Origin of the sequence: Alkalimarinus alittae (assembly GCF_026016465.1) — a bacterium.
Taxonomy (GTDB): domain Bacteria; phylum Pseudomonadota; class Gammaproteobacteria; order Pseudomonadales; family Oleiphilaceae; genus Alkalimarinus; species Alkalimarinus alittae.
Window position 1 is genome coordinate 3,271,578 of record NZ_CP100390.1, and the last position, 17,533, is coordinate 3,289,110.

General features: G+C 41.2%; 16 protein-coding genes. 5 read left to right on the forward strand and 11 right to left on the reverse strand.

The genetic code is table 11. The features are described 5' to 3' along the window. Positions 1 to 111: 111 nt before the first annotated feature. Entirely contained in the window at positions 112 to 570 is a 459-nt protein-coding gene (locus NKI27_RS14830; protein WP_265046811.1) for a hypothetical protein, read from the reverse strand. Positions 571 to 719: 149 nt separating this feature from the next. Between NKI27_RS14830 and NKI27_RS14835 the strand changes: the two genes are divergently transcribed. Then, complete coding sequence (locus NKI27_RS14835; protein WP_265046812.1) at positions 720 to 1,349, forward strand: LysE family translocator; 630 nt, start codon at positions 720 to 722, stop codon at positions 1,347 to 1,349. Positions 1,350 to 1,435: 86 nt separating this feature from the next. Here NKI27_RS14835 and NKI27_RS14840 read toward each other — a convergent pair whose 3' ends face one another. Beyond that, entirely contained in the window at positions 1,436 to 1,876 is a 441-nt protein-coding gene (locus NKI27_RS14840) for a hypothetical protein (RefSeq protein WP_265046813.1), read from the reverse strand. 675 nt (positions 1,877 to 2,551) lie between these two features. Between NKI27_RS14840 and NKI27_RS14845 the strand changes: the two genes are divergently transcribed. Continuing rightward, complete coding sequence (locus NKI27_RS14845) at positions 2,552 to 4,102, forward strand: hypothetical protein (protein ID WP_265046814.1); 1,551 nt, start codon at positions 2,552 to 2,554, stop codon at positions 4,100 to 4,102. A gap of 318 nt (positions 4,103 to 4,420) precedes the next feature. Beyond that, on the forward strand, positions 4,421 to 4,798 hold the full coding sequence (locus tag NKI27_RS14850) for a hypothetical protein (RefSeq protein ID WP_265046815.1): 378 nt from the start codon (positions 4,421 to 4,423) through the stop codon (positions 4,796 to 4,798). An 18-nt stretch (positions 4,799 to 4,816) separates the two neighbouring features. Here NKI27_RS14850 and NKI27_RS14855 read toward each other — a convergent pair whose 3' ends face one another. The 4 genes from NKI27_RS14855 to NKI27_RS14870 form a co-directional block, all read right to left on the reverse strand. Further along, entirely contained in the window at positions 4,817 to 5,122 is a 306-nt protein-coding gene (locus tag NKI27_RS14855) for a hypothetical protein (protein WP_265046816.1), read from the reverse strand. A gap of 243 nt (positions 5,123 to 5,365) precedes the next feature. Next, a complete protein-coding gene (locus tag NKI27_RS14860; protein ID WP_265046817.1) occupies positions 5,366 to 6,424 on the reverse strand; it encodes an RICIN domain-containing protein in 1,059 nt (352 codons plus the stop codon). 255 nt (positions 6,425 to 6,679) lie between these two features. Further along, entirely contained in the window at positions 6,680 to 7,087 is a 408-nt protein-coding gene (locus NKI27_RS14865; RefSeq protein WP_265046818.1) for a PilZ domain-containing protein, read from the reverse strand. A gap of 62 nt (positions 7,088 to 7,149) precedes the next feature. Next, positions 7,150 to 8,130, reverse strand: coding sequence for a DMT family transporter (locus NKI27_RS14870; RefSeq protein ID WP_265046819.1), 981 nt, complete (start codon positions 8,128 to 8,130; stop codon positions 7,150 to 7,152). Between the two features lie 185 nt (positions 8,131 to 8,315). On the opposite strand from NKI27_RS14870, the gene NKI27_RS14875 reads away from it, so the two are divergent. Further along, a complete protein-coding gene (locus NKI27_RS14875) occupies positions 8,316 to 9,188 on the forward strand; it encodes a helix-turn-helix transcriptional regulator (protein WP_265046820.1) in 873 nt (290 codons plus the stop codon). Between the two features lie 15 nt (positions 9,189 to 9,203). On the opposite strand, the gene NKI27_RS14880 is transcribed toward NKI27_RS14875, so the two are convergent. The 3 genes from NKI27_RS14880 to NKI27_RS14890 all read right to left on the reverse strand — a co-directional run bounded on the left by NKI27_RS14880 (position 9,204) and on the right by NKI27_RS14890 (position 13,978). Beyond that, complete coding sequence (locus NKI27_RS14880; RefSeq protein ID WP_265046821.1) at positions 9,204 to 11,795, reverse strand: LuxR C-terminal-related transcriptional regulator; 2,592 nt, start codon at positions 11,793 to 11,795, stop codon at positions 9,204 to 9,206. Between the two features lie 207 nt (positions 11,796 to 12,002). Continuing rightward, complete coding sequence (locus NKI27_RS14885; RefSeq protein ID WP_265046822.1) at positions 12,003 to 13,043, reverse strand: AraC family transcriptional regulator; 1,041 nt, start codon at positions 13,041 to 13,043, stop codon at positions 12,003 to 12,005. Positions 13,044 to 13,396: 353 nt separating this feature from the next. After that, a complete protein-coding gene (locus tag NKI27_RS14890) occupies positions 13,397 to 13,978 on the reverse strand; it encodes a pyridoxamine 5'-phosphate oxidase family protein (RefSeq protein WP_265046823.1) in 582 nt (193 codons plus the stop codon). 116 nt (positions 13,979 to 14,094) lie between these two features. Between NKI27_RS14890 and pdxR the strand changes: the two genes are divergently transcribed. Further along, positions 14,095 to 15,567 carry a MocR-like pyridoxine biosynthesis transcription factor PdxR gene (pdxR, locus tag NKI27_RS14895; protein ID WP_265046824.1) on the forward strand — a complete coding sequence of 491 codons (1,473 nt, stop codon included), beginning with the start codon at positions 14,095 to 14,097 and terminating at the stop codon, positions 15,565 to 15,567. A 4-nt stretch (positions 15,568 to 15,571) separates the two neighbouring features. Here the strand turns inward: pdxR and zapE are convergent, their stop codons facing one another. Together zapE and NKI27_RS14905 are read right to left on the reverse strand one after the other, a co-directional pair. After that, the gene (zapE, locus tag NKI27_RS14900) at positions 15,572 to 16,759 is read right to left on the reverse strand and encodes a cell division protein ZapE (protein WP_265046825.1); all 1,188 of its coding nucleotides are present in this window, start codon (positions 16,757 to 16,759) and stop codon (positions 15,572 to 15,574) included. 69 nt (positions 16,760 to 16,828) lie between these two features. Next, positions 16,829 to 17,521 (reverse strand): pseudouridine synthase, encoded by a 693-nt coding sequence (locus tag NKI27_RS14905; protein ID WP_265046826.1) that lies wholly within the window; start codon positions 17,519 to 17,521, stop codon positions 16,829 to 16,831. Positions 17,522 to 17,533 lie beyond the last annotated feature (12 nt).

Here is a 17,533-nt window from a genome sequence, read left to right on the forward strand (position 1 = left end):
CAGTTTCTGAACCCAAGTTACGGGCGAAACTCAAGAGTAAGCAGCTATTCAGTAGACCCGTTGGAATTAAATTCCACACAACATCAACCGAATGGGCTTAATAGAAGAGGCTTAATTTAAAAATGTACAGTTTACGACGTGACTTCGGGGGTAATTATAGTGAGGAGGAGGTTCTCGATAATAAGTCGACTGCTTAAGACGCTGCCTTAATGAAAGGATCAACCAATAGAGAGGAAAGAACAGTAGGAATACAATAGAAGAAAAGGTCGATGAATTATAAAGATAACTCCCCTGTTCATCACAGCAATCAGCGCTCACCGTATCACCGATTGTTGCGTGATGGTGTGCCGGCTCAGTGCCTGCCTGAGACATTACCATTCCATGGTGATCACTACTATGATGCCCGCTCATTGAGGCCGTCATTGGCAGTGTACTGGAGGCTAATGTCGGATCACTTCCACCATTATCCAATAACCCAGCACAAAGCACCATGCTTTGGCATAGTAACCAAAGCAGAACCAACGGGCCTACTATGTGGTGACTTATTTTTCGGGCTTTAGCTAACAGCATGGGCGTGAGTTCTTAACATTTATCTCAAAATAGTAGCACCAATATAAACCTAGGTGCTACTCTCAAGTCAACACTATTTTAGTAGGCTTTTCTGACATTCGAAGCCATGATATTGTTAAATCGTTCTTATTTTTCACAAGGGATGACACTTGACCTACTTATCATTATCGGTTCTTGCCGTATTTATCCCCACCTTCTTTTTTGTATCCATTACCCCTGGCATGTGCATGACACTTGCGCTCACCATGGGCATGCGGTTTGGGCTGCGTAAAACACTTTGGATGATGCTAGGCGAATTGGTGGGCGTTGCTTTAGTGGCCTCGCTTTCCGCTGTCGGTGTGGCCGCGCTAATGTTGACCTACCCTGCTTTGTTTGTGGTTTTAAAATACGCAGGAGGCGCTTACCTGATCTATCTCGGTATTCAAATGTGGCAGTCTAAAGGGAAGATGGCTTTAAATATTGCTGACGACGGCAATGCGGTTATGAGCAAAAAAGCGTTCATTATGCAGGGCTTCATAACGGCTATTGCGAACCCTAAAGGCTGGGCATTTTTCATCGCGTTGTTGCCACCATTTTTAAACTATTCACAACCCCTTACGATGCAATTAGTGCAGCTTATTTTTTTGATATTATTGCTTGAGTTTATCTGTTTGATTATTTACGCAGGGGGAGGTAAATCTCTGCGAGCCTTTATGATGAAGTCAGGGAACTTGGAGCATTTAAATCGTATCGCGGGTACGCTGTTGATTGGTGTTGGAGTGTGGTTGGCATCTAGTTAGTGCCAGCCCAGAAACAACGCTAAACAATGGATCCCCGCGTTCGCGAGGATGACACAAAAGAATAATTACGATGTTTCAGGGAGGCACTAATAGGGTTTAATTTTGGCAATTTCTTCTTTGAGTCGTCGCTTGAACTCATCTTGGTCTTCTATATCACTTAAATCTTCATATACTTTCTGCAGGTTCACCCTGTAATCTTTGAGTTTTTCGGCATCATCCTTGGTAAAAAAGGCGTAAGCGTAGGTTGAGTAACCAAAGAGCCATAAAAAGGGTAAAAGTAATAGCGATAGGGTATGAAGCGGAAAAACCAACAGCCATTTAAACAAACCCGCCAGAGTCGTCTTTGATTCTACCGGTATCATCAACCCTTTAGGCCAAGCCGATAAGTTTCCACGAAAAAACCCCCAAGCCTCAGATCGGCTCACTTTGGTGGGTTTAAACATGGCTGCTATATCGTATGTTTTTCCGTTGTCTAACTTAACTCGCATAATGCTAGCACCTGTATGTTGAGATATATTTATCAGCATAAGCCGCTACTACTATAGCGTTTTATGACAAGACAGGCATTAAATCTTTAAGCAAGACTGACAACAATCAAGACAACCCTAAATGGCTAACACAAAGCCCTTGTAGCCTTGACGCAGCGAAGCGGAATCAGGGTTTGGACAGCTCATCCACCGCAACCTTTCCTTGATTCCAGTCGTGCCTCCCTTCATCACGGCTACGAAGTCTCTTTGGCGTTTAAACTTTTACAGGCTATTTGCATACTAGGGTTGGAAGTTACAATTTCTGCTAACTTTGAAAAACATCTGTTTTGTGCAAAAGTAGGTAGGTCTGCAATGAGCGATCAGGAGACAGTCGACGACGTTCACGGCTATTGCTGGTTTACTGAGTTGGACGTTGGAATCTTCGTGAATCAATCAAAATATGAAATCAACGGCTCTGACCCCGCAGGATTTCTATTCGAAAAATCAACATGTGTGTCCTGTTATTTGTTTTTAATTTGCATAAAATCTAGGTTGTGTTGCATAATTTTTACTAGGTATGGTAGATGTTTTTTATTTTTAGGCTGGCGAGCTTTGAGTATAAGTTGTTTAGTTATTAGTTAAGAAAGAAGCTGTTTAGCAATATATAAATAGTCAATCAATAGCAACTCTAAAATCATGGTAAAAATACAGTAATCAAAAAAGGAGTAGTTGTAAGTGAATACAGTGGGGGTTACTTATCGCGTATTTATGGCTTTTTTAATAGTGTTTTTATTGAATTCAGCCAGTCTTGTCCATGCAAACTCAGAGATTAATCCGAAAATAAATTTACTCGTTGACAGGGATTATCAACCAGATTTTTTTTCCGGAAGTTGGCTAGTTTCAACTGAAACAGAAAAAATTGAGGCGCTTATATGGTCGAATGAATTCGGTAGAATCGTCGGTTATATATTCTCACACAAAACAGGTTTTCTCTATGAAGTGCTTATAGAACCTGTGCAATTACGAGGTAAGCATCTTTTCATTGTTTCTCAAAAACAAAAATTTTACCCTGTTTATGAGGCGTCAAGTTATAAAGATATCGACCGATATATTGGAGCGCATATTGTCGATAAAAACAGTTTCATACTTGAGGCAAAAGGTTCGCAACAGAAGTTTTTTACAGATGAGCTGGGAAGCAATAATGACGGACAGTTAGTGTTCTCCCGAGCAAAAGTTTCAGATGAGTTTGTTTTACAATTGAATGGATATCAAAAATTTAATAGTAACTTTACTCATAAATTAATCGCTCCATTAACAATAGCTCGCTCCGAAACCCCTCAATTCCTTGTGGCCAAAGAAGTAGAAAAAATTGTTCGAGAGAATGTTCATATGAGGGAAAGTAGTCCATACGACACCATAAAAACAAGACCGATTTCTGAAATTACCTTGTCTCAAGTAAAAGATAACAGCCAAGAATGTAAAGTATTTAGCAGTGATAATGCAAAGGTTCTATTTACTAGGTTAGCGAGCAGAAAAGATAAGGAAAGATTCTATTTTGCTGTAGAGAGTGAAGGCGTGTTTTTCTATTATCAAGGTGGCGGGAGCAGTAAGATTGAAATGCACGATAGTCTAGCTTCACAAGATCCTAACACAGCTGTATTTTTATGTGATAATCCTGCTTCTCTTAACAATAATAATTTACCAAGCGTATGCCCACTTTGTTTTTATCCTGCAGGGCGTTATCTGGACCAAGTTTATCGCGGAAATATCAGAGCTGATGATAGCCGCTACATGAGACCGCATCTCAAGCGCAGCGCTCACGCAGAGGTTATGGACAAAATTGCCGGATTAAAGTGGTTAAACTTAATTGAAGAGATGGTGGGCTTTTACATGTTAAATTACTCGAATAGTCCAAAACAGTGTTTTCACCCTGGTGCCTTTAAAGTAACCAAAACCGTTAATGTGGCTGGCTACAAGATAACTGATGGACTTGGTTCGGAAGTAACTAGAGTGGATCCTTATCAGGTTAGTGATACTTATAAACTTAACAAAGAATTTAAGGAAGCATGTACTGATATTTGTTTCAAGCACGGAGCATTAATAGTTGAAGCTCGGTCTGCGACTTTATTTGAAAGAAAAGATAGTGTCAAAAAAGAAAAACAGGCGGTTCTTGAGGTCTTTAGCAGTCTTGAAAAGTTTATGAGCGATTATGACTGTAATAGCGATGTTCGAAAGAAATTCGAATATAATTTAATAAATCTATATAACTTCTACAACGGCCAATAATATTTATATGTTGAAAAATTATAAAACCAATGGGCTCAAAGTAAATTGAAAACTGGTATTGTTTAAATCATTAGCTATGTTTAATCGTTAAGTAACCATAGGAGCCAAGGATGGCGCGATTACTTCGATTAAACCTTTCCAATGTATCGCAACATAGTATTCTACGAGGCAACAACAGGCAAATAAGCACGGCCAGCGCAACTACGCACAGGACTTTGTGCAGCAACGTTCGCATTTACCCCTTGCCAGAGTATGGGTCAATCTAGTCTTTCGAACAGTAGAAAATATCAATTGTTATTTAATAAGACTCAAGATTCTATGAATAGTAAAAATGCCATATATTGCGAGTTATCTTTGAATGAGCTAGATCTTTCTGTTCGGATAATAAAGGCTATCCTAAATTTTGAATATGATGAGTTTTGGTGCATAACTATGTGCACTCGCGAAGAGCTAACAATGATAATTGGTATATTTCAGTTGGCCAAAAATAAATTAAATGAAAATGGTGACTTAGCTCAAATAAAATTAGAATTTGCACAGTACATGATTTTCACAAGAGCCCTTGGGTATGTATGGAATTTTGAAGATTTTTTTGAACATATATTTAATGAACTTGAGTTCGATGAAATAGACAAGCTGAACGAAAAAGTTCGGAGGCTTTACACTTGGTCAGAAAAATCAATGGGGCTAGAGTAAATTGAACACCGGTATTGTTTAAATTAAAATAATTAAATAATAAAGACAGTCACAGAGAGCTGATAATGCCAAAGCATCTGAGAAGGTCATCGTTAGTATTTTTAATACCAAGGCATCTTGTGATGACCACAGATGCAATGTCGTGCCATTAGCCTTGGTGACCATACTCAGAGGCATAAAGGTGTAATCTTTTTTGTGGAGCGACTTGAGCAGTTCCTGTCGAACGTTGTGCCAATGAAAACGCAGGTGCCAAATGTCGGCATTGGCAGAAAAATTACGCTGCTTACACAACCATAAGTAGGCTGTATCGATAGCATCTAGCATGGTTCAAGCATAGCTGAATACCAGCTAAGGGAACAAACTTAGGTTGTTTTATAAAGGCTGAATGACTCCTTTTGGCACAAAGAAGTAATACGAATTATCTATATCCAACCACCTCTATCCGTTGTGAGTTCAGATAAAATAGGTCCGTTCCAACCTTAGAATGCAAATAGCCCTTTTACATAAAAAACCTCAAAGCAGTTTCCCGCTTTGAGGTTTTTATTAGGGTTTAAAGAGTCTAATTGCTTAATTCAACCCTGCGCGCCACTTTTGATTATCTCCACCGTGATGCTCCCATAATACAATCGGATCACCACTGTCAGTACCACCTGCATCAATCACTTGGTTGCTATTGGTACGTGCACTGAAGACATTGCCGTTTTTGTTAAATTGCTGGTTAGTATTACCCTCCTGACAATCCCATATTTGTAGCTGGGTACCATTGCCGGTATTACCATTGGGTATATCTAAGCATTTGTTACCGGCTAACTGGCTTTTTAGGGTCCCCTTCACTGGGTCAAAGTACCACTGCTGTGCGGGGCTACCGTTGCAGCTATAGAGCTGAACTTTGGTGCCGTTGGCATTGTTACCACCCGCTACATCAAGACACTTTCCTTTACGCTTATCACGGAAATCAACCCAACTATGAATGGCCGTCATCGGTCTTAATTCCCACTCCTGCCATTTACGACCGCTGTATTCCCACTGCCCAACATTGCCCCCGTTGCCGTATTCATAGGCATCTGCAACGATGTTGCTGTCGTGTTTGCTGGCTAAGGTATTCATGTTGTAGGTCCAGCGTAAATTATCACTGTCTTCACAATCCCAGATAACGACTTCACCATTGTTATAGGCTTGTCCTCGGTTATCTAAGCACTTAGTTCGATCAGCCCTATTTTCAAACATCTGACGCGCTTTGTTGTAGATCCAGTGCTGATCAAATGACTCATCATCACAATCCCACAGTTGAATATTAGTGCCGTTGACTAAGTTATTATCGTGCCCTGGCACATCCATACATCGACCTGCTTTGCGATTGTAGATTTTCACAAAAGGCTCAAGAGGGTCGATATAAGCGGTGTTGGTATTCGCTTCTGCTCGCTGCCACATTTGTAAATACGCTTCTGCCGAATTCATGACAGACTCATATATACGGGTCGAGGCCTGTTCACGAATATCTTGCAGGTGATCGGCCACTAAACCGTATTGCGCAATACCATCTTGGTTAAGGTCAAAGACTCGATTACCCGACGAAATCAGGGCGGCACACGTCAACAAGCTTGACGAGACTCGCTTAATTTTCATTTTTTCTCTTATTTTTATTTGTAAAATGAAACGATGAAAGTACGGCACAGCACATACACCGTCGCTCTGGTATCTACATTAAGTAGAACCTCTTAGACTAAAAAAAAGCGTATGGCTACGGCAAGTAATAACAGTGTGCAAATAGTATGTACGACTGTGCAAATTATTTAATAGATTGAATTGTAATGATTATTTTTAACGGAAGCGTTCGTCATTTTGGTAACTTTTTACTAAAATGACGAAGGTACGCAGTCTTTATAGTGCCGCTTTTTGGGCTATTTTTGCAGAAAGTGCTTCTTGTTTAGTGAGGAAGTTTTCTATGCGCATCATATTAAGCGTTAAAGGGTTATCAGGATTGGTAACAATTTTCTTATCAAACTCTATACCGTACTCATAAAAACCTACTAATTTATTAACCCTAATAATTTTAGCGGTAATTTGATCTATCGTAATCCCGCCCATATCCATCTCTAAGGTTAAAGATACCGTTATCTTATCTCCGGTATTAAAGGGTCTATTCGTCTTCAAGCACATACCAAACAGCGAGAAATCCTTAGGTCTTGCGTCTTCCCAAATACTTTTTAACAACCCCTTAGATACGCGTACGGAGGAGCTTAAATTCGCCGTTGGCATTCTTTTTCTAGCGCGAAGATCGTTTTTCAAAAGCAGAGCCCTCTTTGTCAATGATTAAGCAGTTTAGCCAAAACAAATTCTTGATTCTGTTATCAGGTTGGCGTTTTATTAGATAGTACTAAACCTCTGTGGTTCTTCAAGCCGCCATTGATAACAATATTACCTACCATCGTCAGACCTAACCCAATAAAGCTACTCATTTGCCAATGGTAGTCTTCAAACCAGCTTGACAGTATTAAGGCCACCACCGGAAACATAACAGTAGCATAAGCGGCTTTATTTGCCCCCAGACGCGCAACGAGGGTCAAATAAGTAGTAAAGCCAACAATAGAACCAAAAATGCTCAAATAAAACAGTGCTCCTAGATATTGCGATCTAACGTCAATCACTAACGGCTGAGCAGTTAACAACAAGATAACCGCTAAAATGAGGGTGCCATAGGTCATAGCATAAGCATTGGTGGTGAGCGGTTTAATACCTTTAAGGCTATGTCTTTTTGATATCATATTGCCTAGCGAGAAAGAATAGGTGCCAACAACCGATAGCGCTAACCCTTTTAAGGTATCAACAGATATTGAACCACTACCACCATGCCCTTCAAGTTCTGGTAAAAACAGTAATACCAGGCCACAAGTACCTAACCCACCGGCGACTAAAACTCGCATGGGAATATGTTCACCCCAAAAAAATCGATTATTAACCGCATTAAAGACAGTCGCTAATGAAAATACAACAGCAACTAAACCACTGGTCACATACTGTGTGGCCGTATAAAAGCAGATGAAATTAAACGAAAATAAACAGCCTCCCTGCAGCACCATATATAAGTGATCAGAGCGGTCAGTTTTTTGAAGTTTTCCCGCTAGCCACATTAATGGCAATAGTATTAACGCGGCTAACCCAAACCGATAAAAAATAGACACTGTGACGGGTACATCGCCTAGCTGAAAGTATATTGCTAGCCAAGTACTCCCCCAAACCAATACCGTAATAGCGTACAAAGAAACCGTCATAAATACCTCAACATCATTTACGGCTCGCTCACCTACTTTAGGTATCGTCCACCTTTTCAATCATCGTGCACATATCGGCGCACACATTTTTTAGACAGCCTTAGCATACTGCGTAAAACTAACAAGGTATTGTATAATATTGCGGTTTTTAAACACTTTTTTAGATATTAAGTTTAAACTAACTGAAAACTAAACTTAGTCACACTAACCACTCAACATGAAGTTTTTTGAGAAGGGGATCGTGGATGAAAATACAAGAATCGGTTTTCGATACATTAGGCAGATCTAATGCACACCTTCTCGCCCAGCATACGATCAACAAACACTTTAAAACCGCCCATTGGTCTAACTCAGACGACCACGTAAGTTATCATGCAGATCGTACTCATACACTAAGCTTTTACCTGCAAGGGGGAGAAGGGGCTAGGCGCATAGATGCGAGCCAAAAAGTCGGTCATTCGGGCAGTTTGTGTATGCTTCCTCAACACCATCAGTCTCAATGGGAGATTACCGCTCCTTGCGTTTTTGCACATTTTTATTTCTCAGATGAGTCTATAAAACAATTTGCGTCAACAACGCTGGATATAGACCCTAGAACCATTGAGGTACCAGAGCTAACATTTCATGATGATGCGATTTTATTATCGCTTTCTAGACAGCTTTTTCTTGTGCCCACAATCAATGGTCATCTACCTCCTTCTCAACTGGCTCAAGAGCAAACTATTCAGCTGATATTTAAACATTTACTGTCAGATAAGCATTACTATCCCCAAAAACAGTTGAAACTTACCGGCGGAATAAGCCCTGCGACACTGCGACAATTAAAAGAGTATATTCACCAGCACTCTCACCAAGCGGTTTGTTTAACTGATCTAGCTGGACTTGCCAACTTAAGTCATTATCACCTATTGAGAATGTTCAAGGCATCAACTGGATACACGCCAAATGATTACTTAACCTATATTCGACTAGAAAAGTCTAAGCAAGCGTTAAGTAGCCAAAAGTCGCTCGCGGAAATAGCCGTTGAGCAAGGCTTTAGTAATCAGAGTCACTTCAATAGGATTTTTAAAAAATGGGTTGGTGTAACACCTGGCACCTATAGATCAATGTGCCGATAAGGCCTGCTTTTGGCCTTACCGTTGGTGGGCAACCATCATTGCTGCACTGCGGTTAGAAACACCCAGTTTTCCGTAAATATTCTTTAAGTGCCATTTGGTCGTTGAAAGCGCTATCCCTGTCTGCTTACTAATTTCAAGATTGGGTAGCCCTGCTGCTAACAGCTCAAATATCTCCATTTCTTTACCTGTTAACAGCGTTTTGGGATTTACCGCAACGTCATCAACGCTTCTAGTTTCGTTCAATAGTTCTTCAAATTGTTCACTATAAACAATAGGAAGTTCAAGCCTATTTTGCCTTATGGCCTGCTTAAATACGGTATCAAGCCCTGGTGCTTCATCAAACACTGATCGGGAAAAACAGACTAGCCCATATTGGTCTAATGTTTTTTTCAACTGATTGATGGCGACATCTTGATTGCCCTGTAGATAATTTACGACAAGCAAATTACATCGTGCAATCAGCGCACGGGTCTTGATGCCTTGTTTTTCAAGTGTTGTTACTAACTTAGTTAATATATCGCTAGCACGGTCATAGCGGCCTTTGGATGTTAACCAGTAAGCAGACGCAAGACTATATCGCTCTTTACTTTCTTGGTAGTACGCTTCATCGCGCCACACCTCTTGCTCTATCCATGATAGCAGGCCATATTTTTCAGCAATGCTGTCTACAGATGTCGATGATTCATCTGTAATCGCCTGCCTCATTAACTCTTGAACAATTTGACTTTGAAAGCGATCGTAGCGGCCAAAAACCAAGATTCGATTCAACTGGTCAAGCAATTTAAATGCTTTTAGTTGTTCGCCCTTAATATGTAATAAACGCGAAAAGCCGAGATATACGTTCGCAACAACCTCTGTTGCACAAGATGAGTTTACACAAGGTAATAGTTTCTGACAGAGCGCTATAGCTTGATCAATTTTGTTTTGCTCATAATAAACGACCATCATACCGGTACCAAGGTTAACCCATACCGGACTTTCAACCCGCTCATCTACATGGCGATATACATCAGTCATGTACTGAATAGCTTCAAGGCCTCGCCCCATATATCGATCGCAGAGAATAACAATCAAATCGGCATAGCTTTCTAGGAACTTGTGACCCACTTTTGATGCAAAGGACTTTGCATCATTAGCAGCAACCAACGCCGACTCTAGCTGCCCTTTGTACAAGAAAATGTAGGCTACAGTGACCATAGACACGACTCGCATATCATCGTTGGTGTGCACCTTAGTAAACTGTTCAAAACTAAGGCCATCAAATGCTTCTGCATCACGCTGAAAAAGAGCCAAGACAGCCTTAAGAAACGGGACATCAACCTCTATTGGGTCAACAGCATTACCGAGCAAATCAAGATAATAGTGCGCTTGATTAAACTTTCGCGAGAATATAAGGGCATACACCAACGGTATTGAGAGCGAATACTTCTCCACCAGTACTTGATCTGAAATACCTGCTAACGCGCCTAACACCGCCTCAAACTCGCCCGACTTAATCCACTGGTTACAGCTCTGTGCTAATACATCATAATAGTAGTCTAGCGCCTCGCACTTCGATGCATAACCAATCGCTTTTGCTAACATGTTCTGACTTAAAAAGTACTCTGCAGCACTACGGTATGCACTATTGATATAGCCCATTCCTTCTTCAATCAACAATCGACCTTGAAGAAACTCTTGTAATAATGAGTGAAAACGAAATGACCCCTGCTCATTTTGATCAGGCATTATAAATAAGCCTTGCCTGACCAGTTTATCAATAATAATTGCGCTATCAGGGCCTATCACAGCATTACAAAGCGGAACATTAAAACTCTCAAATAACGCACTGGTCAGTACAAATTTTCTTACGCCGCCTGTCAAAAGGTTCAGAACTTCATAACCAAAGTAATTGAGCAGTTCAGGCTGGTTGCCGTTAAATGAACTTAACGCAGAATCGCCAGATTTCAGAAATGTTAACAAGGCCAACTTTACACCCACCACCCACCCTTCGGTTTGCGTGTATAGCGTCACCAGTTGTTCATTAGTTAGTGCTTTACCGCTAAGCCCTTCACCTAACTGATTAATTTCATGTTTATTTAATTTTAAATCGTTATAGTCTAAAACTAATATTCGCTCTTCAAGTTTCAAGCGACTAACAGGAAATTCAGGAGGCATTCTACTCGATAAGATTATACTGACATGGTCAGGAAGCACCTCTACCAATTCGCTAAAAACGGAGGATATAAAGGGGTCTTTGATGACATGAAAGTCATCAATCACAATAACAAATGGTTCCTCGACTAAATTAAACGCTTGGATAAGGATGTCCACCATCGCAGCTTCAGATATAAACTGCTCAGACTTAAAAAAGTTGAAAAAAGGCGCATCCCACAAGGGGGTACTTTTTTTCAACTCATTAAATATCTTTTTGAAAATAGACAGATTGTCATTATCACGGCGGGTTAGATCTAGCCTAATGACTGTATGATTAACGCCTCTTTCCTGCCACTGATTTAAAAGGGTTGTTTTTCCAAACCCTGGGGCAGCAACAATGAGGGTTAATGGGTAGTTGCACCCTTTATCAAGCAGGCTAAGTAGCTCATTCCGTTGAATTTCATAGCTCATGGTTATTTTACAGTACTGTTTGTTTTTTATTTTATCGATCGTTCCAACTATATCGCAAACTAGGCTTCCGTATATTAAAAATTATGGAACAAGCGTACTCTGAATTATGAGTATCGCACCATTTAACCCATAAAAATATTATCTATGACCACTTTGTGAACTACTTCTTATGTTCTTCAATATTAAGGCGATCAAGTGTTCGGTAAGTTAGCTTAATTTCGACGCTTTACGTGTTTCGCCAGGTGTTTTTCCCGTCCAACTTCTGTACGCGCGAGTAAAGCTAGCCTGATCGCCAAACCCGAGTTTATTCGCAATTTCACATAGCGGCATAGGGGTCTCACGCAAATAAAGGTCTGCATACCCCAGCCTAACGTCATTACTAATTTCTCTAAACGAAGTGTTCTCTTCTGCAAGTTGCTGACGCAGATATCGTGAGCTCATACTCAGCCTTTCTGCGCTCCGCTCAATACTTGTATGACCCGGTGCTTTAAGAATGTGTTCTCTCACCTTTGCCGCGTAATGGCCGTACTTATCATCATTTAGCCCAAGCTCTTTTGACTTAGCAATATGTTGATTTTGAGCAAGCGAGTAAACAACCTTTCGTTTTTCTGGGCTTTCTGTTTGCCGATGCTCGACCTGTCTTAATCTAGGAAAGGTAACTTGATTATATTTTGAGTTGAAAGTCCATTCAGTGTTGGGTGCTAAACCCTCCCACTCAGCCCGAGATTTATCTGACTCAAATTGACAATCAAAACGCATTTCTCTACAAATAGCAGACGAAACTGCATAGATACTGCCCATATAGACTTTAGCTATAAATGATTTTGCAGGGCCCAGGTCCCAAGTATCGTGCAAGCGAACGGATACATCATTACCTATATGCAAAACCTCCATATCAAATAACGGTAAGCTAACGCTCAGATGCTTAACAACGGTTTCAATAAGTTGAGAATGATTTTCTCGACTTATGAGCATATACCCGAACAGTCCATGACTACCTAAATCAAGTTGCTGCCCAAACTCAAATGCAGCTTGCTCATCATTCAGCAGCCATTGCGCCGTCTCAAGCAGAGGAATAACTTGGTTTACAGATAGATAGCTATCTGGCTTTGTCATTAAACTTTTGGCAGAAGCACTATGAGCAGTAATCACTTCCTCTGATATTCGTTTAGTTTTCAAAAACTTTAAAAAGCGCTCTGCATACCTTGTAGAAACTAGAGGGACATCATAAGTCAAAGCATCCTGCATACGAACTCCTTCTGACTAACGTGAGGTCAATAAAACCGCCATTGATTTATCAAGCAACCAAAACTACTTAAGTGGTATCTGTCACACTTAAACATTCATAGTTAGCTTTGGCGATCACATTCTTTTTATTTTTCTGACAATCAGGTTAATGCGAGGAAGGACTAAGCTTAACCCCCCCTAAGAAGGGGGTTCTTCTGGTTAATAAGTACCATTACCATAAAGTACTTTATTAACAACCAGTTAAAAACCAATATATGTAATTAAAAAAAACATAGCGGCGTAGCCAATAGCCCAAAACATGAACTGGATCACACTACGCCTTTTCGATCAAACTCATCAATAAGAGCCTGTTCTTATTGATGAAAAGGACACACCGGTTTTGTACCGTTCCATACAGGCAAGGACAAATCCTCAGGCTCTTCGACAGGCCCTCCGGTACGCGCTTTATATGAGCCTTCATTAATGGATAATTTCATCAATGCGGTCGCTTTTCGCTCTCGTTTATTCGGCGCTCTAACGTTATCCCAGCGCCCTTCTTCAATTTGGTTAATAACCACTTCAAAGGCACGATCAAACTCATTTTCAGCCACCACTCTACTGCCTGTACAATACAACACAGCTGAACGATAGTTAGCACTATGGTGATAAGCGGACTTAGACATCACCCACTCGTTACACTCAGCAAATGAAACACTTATTTCACCACCCCCCTCTAGATGCCTTTGTATTCGACTTTTATTTGCCACGTGTAAGTATAAATCTTCCTCCACTCGCCAAATGGTAATCGGAATGACGACAGGCCGGTTATTAACAATAAAGCCAATATGACCAAGTTTTAAGTCATCAATCAGCTGAAATATTTTTGATTTATCGTAGCTTGCACGCTTCGCCCCTCTTCTAACTTTACTGTGCTCTGTAAACTTAACCTCACTCACCACCCGACTCCTTACCACTATTAGTTTATGTTCCATCGCATATGTTGATATGGTGATTGTTACGCCAAACTGGTATCTTTATAAGATCCAATTTATAAAAATATATGGTGCCAGTCATGGAAGCCCCATCCTTTTCCTCTTTCGCGTTTTGCGCTGACCGCCCCTTACAAGAACAACTTCAGCAGCAGTTAACCGACTGGATATACACCGGCAGATTATCGCCAGGCACTCGTTTACCATCTTCCCGCCGCCTCGCGGCAGAGCTTAATATCAGTAGAAACACCGTTACCATAGTGCTGGACCAGTTAAAATCAGAGGGGTTTTTAGAAGGCATTCAAGGCAAAGGGGTTTTTGTTGCGCCAGACCTCCCAACAGATATCTCTGGCCCATCTAAGGTCAACTGGGGCCATAAAGGCCCCCTCCCTGAACTTTCTGAGTTCGGTGTATATCTCAACAAAACACCCTTAACCGAGCACGGTAAAATACTGCCTTTTACACCCGGCATACCGGATATAGCATCCTTCCCACAAAAATCATGGCTACAAATACAACGTAGGCACCAAAGCCGAATAAACCTAATGGGGTACGACGGTAATCAAGGTTATGGCCCGTTACGAGAAGCATTGTCGGAATATTTAAAACTGTCTCGCGGCGTACGTTGCACCCCGCAACAAATCATCATTACCCAAGGCGCACAGCAAGCCATCTCTCTTTGTGCTCAAGTATTACTCAATGAAGGTGATTCAGTACTGGTTGAAAACCCTGGTTACATGGGCGCAAGAAAGGCATTTTTGGCCCGCAGAGCGAAATTAATATCATGCCCAATGGGAGAAAACGGCATAGACCTGGATGCGTTACAGAAAAATAAAAACATAAATGCACGCCAGCCAAAGCTGATGTACGTCACCCCAACCCATCAATATCCTTTAGGCGGTATTCTGCCTGCCTCTCAACGTCTAAAACTGCTAGATTGGGCATCACAACAACATACATGGTTAATCGAAGACGACTACGACAGTGAGTTTCATTACTTCCATAAACCCATCGCAGCCTTACAAGGAATGGCAGAAGAAACCCCGGTCATCTATATGGGGAGCTTTAGTAAAACACTGTTTCCAGCCCTGAGGCTCGGTTATTTAGTGGTACCAGAACCATTAGCCAAGGTATTTATAAAAGCTAAAAGTTTTATGGGTGGAGAGTCGCCATTACTTACACAAGCTGTTGTTGCAGACTTTATAGGCGAAGGGCACTTTATTCGTCATTTAAGAAAAATGAGGCTGTTATATCAAGATAAATGGCAGCACCTTAATAGCCTTCTTAACAATGAACTGTCCGAGCAAGTGAGGCCCATTTTACAAAGTGCGGGTATGCACTTAGCCATTGAAATTCCAAACATAGATGATCAAACGTTAAAGCAGCTGTTTCAACAACAGGGGTTTGGCAGTTCTGCACTCTCATCTTACTTTAACGAGAATCCTACTATGACAGGGTTAGTGCTGGGGTTTGCTAATACGACGGAACATCAAAGAGAGCAAGGTGTGGCTGCGTTGAAAAAAATCTTAGACATAGAAGACATGCGCTCTATATAAGATGTTATAGGGAGTGATACTCAACCGATGCCATTTCAATCAAACGACTACGCGCTCTTTCAAATTCAAACATCAAACACCCTTCGGTATATAGCTGATCAAATGGCACTTCACTAACCAGATAAAGCTTCACTTTGCATTCATAAAGTTCATCAACTAACGCGATAAACCGGCGAACAGCGTCATCCATATTTGAATGAACAACTTTCCGCTCTCCCGTCTCGCCAGACCCCACACTACCATCTTCAGTACCACGCGCTTTTATGTGTTCAAAGCTACTCCCCCCTAAGGAGGGTATGTTAATCAGAATGACGGTCCTAAAATCCTTAGCCAGCTGAATATAATCAAGCTGGCTTCTAGGCCCTTCGCAAAGCTGTGAGAACTCAAAACAGATAGCCTGCGGGCTGCGCGACACGTAAGGAATTTCTCTGCCTAAAACCATTATCGACTTAGCATTAGAGCTAGCCATGGGCAGATCATACTGATCAAACAATGCCATGATGGTATCAGTATTGAACGCTAAGCTAGCGGGCTCAACAAAATAGATTTGTTGCTGAGTTAACAACCGTTCTCGGTGGTCATCTTCACCACTAAGATGAATGGTGAGGGTATATTCTTTAATCGCCTCTATAGCCGATAGAAACCTTGAACGCTGTAGACCGTCAAGATATAAATCATCAGGCCGAGAATTGCTGGTCGCCACTAATACAACATTCAACTCAAACAGGTATTTCAGGAGATGGCCTAGCAGCATGGCGTCGCCAATATCTGACACAAAAAACTCGTCAAAGCACAACACTTTATATTCTGAGCTTAACTTTTCGGCAATCAACCTAAGCGGGTCTGAGTTACCTGAAAGTTGAGCTAACTGCAGATGAACTGAGGCCATAAAATGATGAAAGTGTTGACGCAAACAGTATTCCGACTTAAGAGAGCCAGAGAATAGATCCATCAGGAATGTTTTGCCCCTGCCGACCTTACCCCATAAATACAGGCCTCGAATATTCATTGTTTGCTCTGACGCGTTATCCAACTGGCGATAAAGGTCATCAAGCGAATCTAATGCACTATATTGGGCAGAGTCATCAATGACCGAGCCACTCTCAACAAGTGACCGGTATTGCTGCTTTGGACTTAAAGACGTGACATACATATTATGAAGAAACCCATTGATGAGCAGGACTCTGCACATCAATTTTCTTTTTAACTATACCTTTTGTTGAGCATCAGCACTGGAATACAGCATGACTAGACAGAAGTATTATCCAACAGACTGTATCTCTTCATCTGTCAAATAGCGCCATTCACCTAACGCTAAATCATCATCCAGAACAATTTCACCCACTTGCTCTCGATGTAACTCAACTACACGATTATTCATCGCTCCAAACATCCGTTTAACCTGATGGTATTTGCCTTCATGTATGGTTAACAGGCACTCAGTGGGAGCCAGTATTTCAAGCTCTGCAGGCAAGGTAGGCTGCTTCTCGCCTTTAAGCATAATACCTTCAGCAAAGCGCTCTACAGTTTCGTCAGGTATCGCCTCGGCTAGCACGACTCTATAGCGTTTTTTACACTGCTTTTTTGGTGACGTAATGTTATGAGACCACTTTCCGTCATCGGTAATCAACAGCAGCCCGGTAGTATCGGCATCAAGACGGCCCGCTATTAATAAGTCTTCTACTCGCTCGATATCAAACAAATCAAATACTGATCGGTAATCGTCATCTAACGATGTACAAACCGCGCCATCAGGCTTATTCAGCATAATATACCGCGGGCCTGAGAAGCGAAGGTTCCGCCCATCAAAAACGACTTCATGGCTATCGTTTATTTTGACTTTTTGATCTTTTTCAACAACACCGTTAACTTTAACCTGACCTTTACCGATCACACGCTTAGCCTGAATACGGCTAAGCCCAGTGCAAGTGCATATAAATTTGTCGAGACGCATAGATAATTACTC

What these genes read in the sequence shown, in the direction of transcription:
- pdxR (WP_265046824.1), top strand. Translation starts at nt 14,095, where the DNA reads ATGGAAGCCCCATCCTTTTCCTCTTTCGCGTTTTGCGCTGACCGCCCC.
- NKI27_RS14840 (WP_265046813.1), bottom strand. Translation starts at nt 1,876, where the DNA reads ATGCTGATAAATATATCTCAACATACAGGTGCTAGCATTATGCGAGTT.
- NKI27_RS14850 (WP_265046815.1), top strand. Translation starts at nt 4,421, where the DNA reads ATGAATAGTAAAAATGCCATATATTGCGAGTTATCTTTGAATGAGCTA.
- NKI27_RS14880 (WP_265046821.1), bottom strand. Translation starts at nt 11,795, where the DNA reads ATGAGCTATGAAATTCAACGGAATGAGCTACTTAGCCTGCTTGATAAA.
- NKI27_RS14885 (WP_265046822.1), bottom strand. Translation starts at nt 13,043, where the DNA reads ATGCAGGATGCTTTGACTTATGATGTCCCTCTAGTTTCTACAAGGTAT.
- NKI27_RS14855 (WP_265046816.1), bottom strand. Translation starts at nt 5,122, where the DNA reads ATGCTAGATGCTATCGATACAGCCTACTTATGGTTGTGTAAGCAGCGT.
- NKI27_RS14875 (WP_265046820.1), top strand. Translation starts at nt 8,316, where the DNA reads ATGAAAATACAAGAATCGGTTTTCGATACATTAGGCAGATCTAATGCA.
- NKI27_RS14905 (WP_265046826.1), bottom strand. Translation starts at nt 17,521, where the DNA reads ATGCGTCTCGACAAATTTATATGCACTTGCACTGGGCTTAGCCGTATT.
- NKI27_RS14830 (WP_265046811.1), bottom strand. Translation starts at nt 570, where the DNA reads ATGCTGTTAGCTAAAGCCCGAAAAATAAGTCACCACATAGTAGGCCCG.
- NKI27_RS14860 (WP_265046817.1), bottom strand. Translation starts at nt 6,424, where the DNA reads ATGAAAATTAAGCGAGTCTCGTCAAGCTTGTTGACGTGTGCCGCCCTG.
- zapE (WP_265046825.1), bottom strand. Translation starts at nt 16,759, where the DNA reads ATGTGCAGAGTCCTGCTCATCAATGGGTTTCTTCATAATATGTATGTC.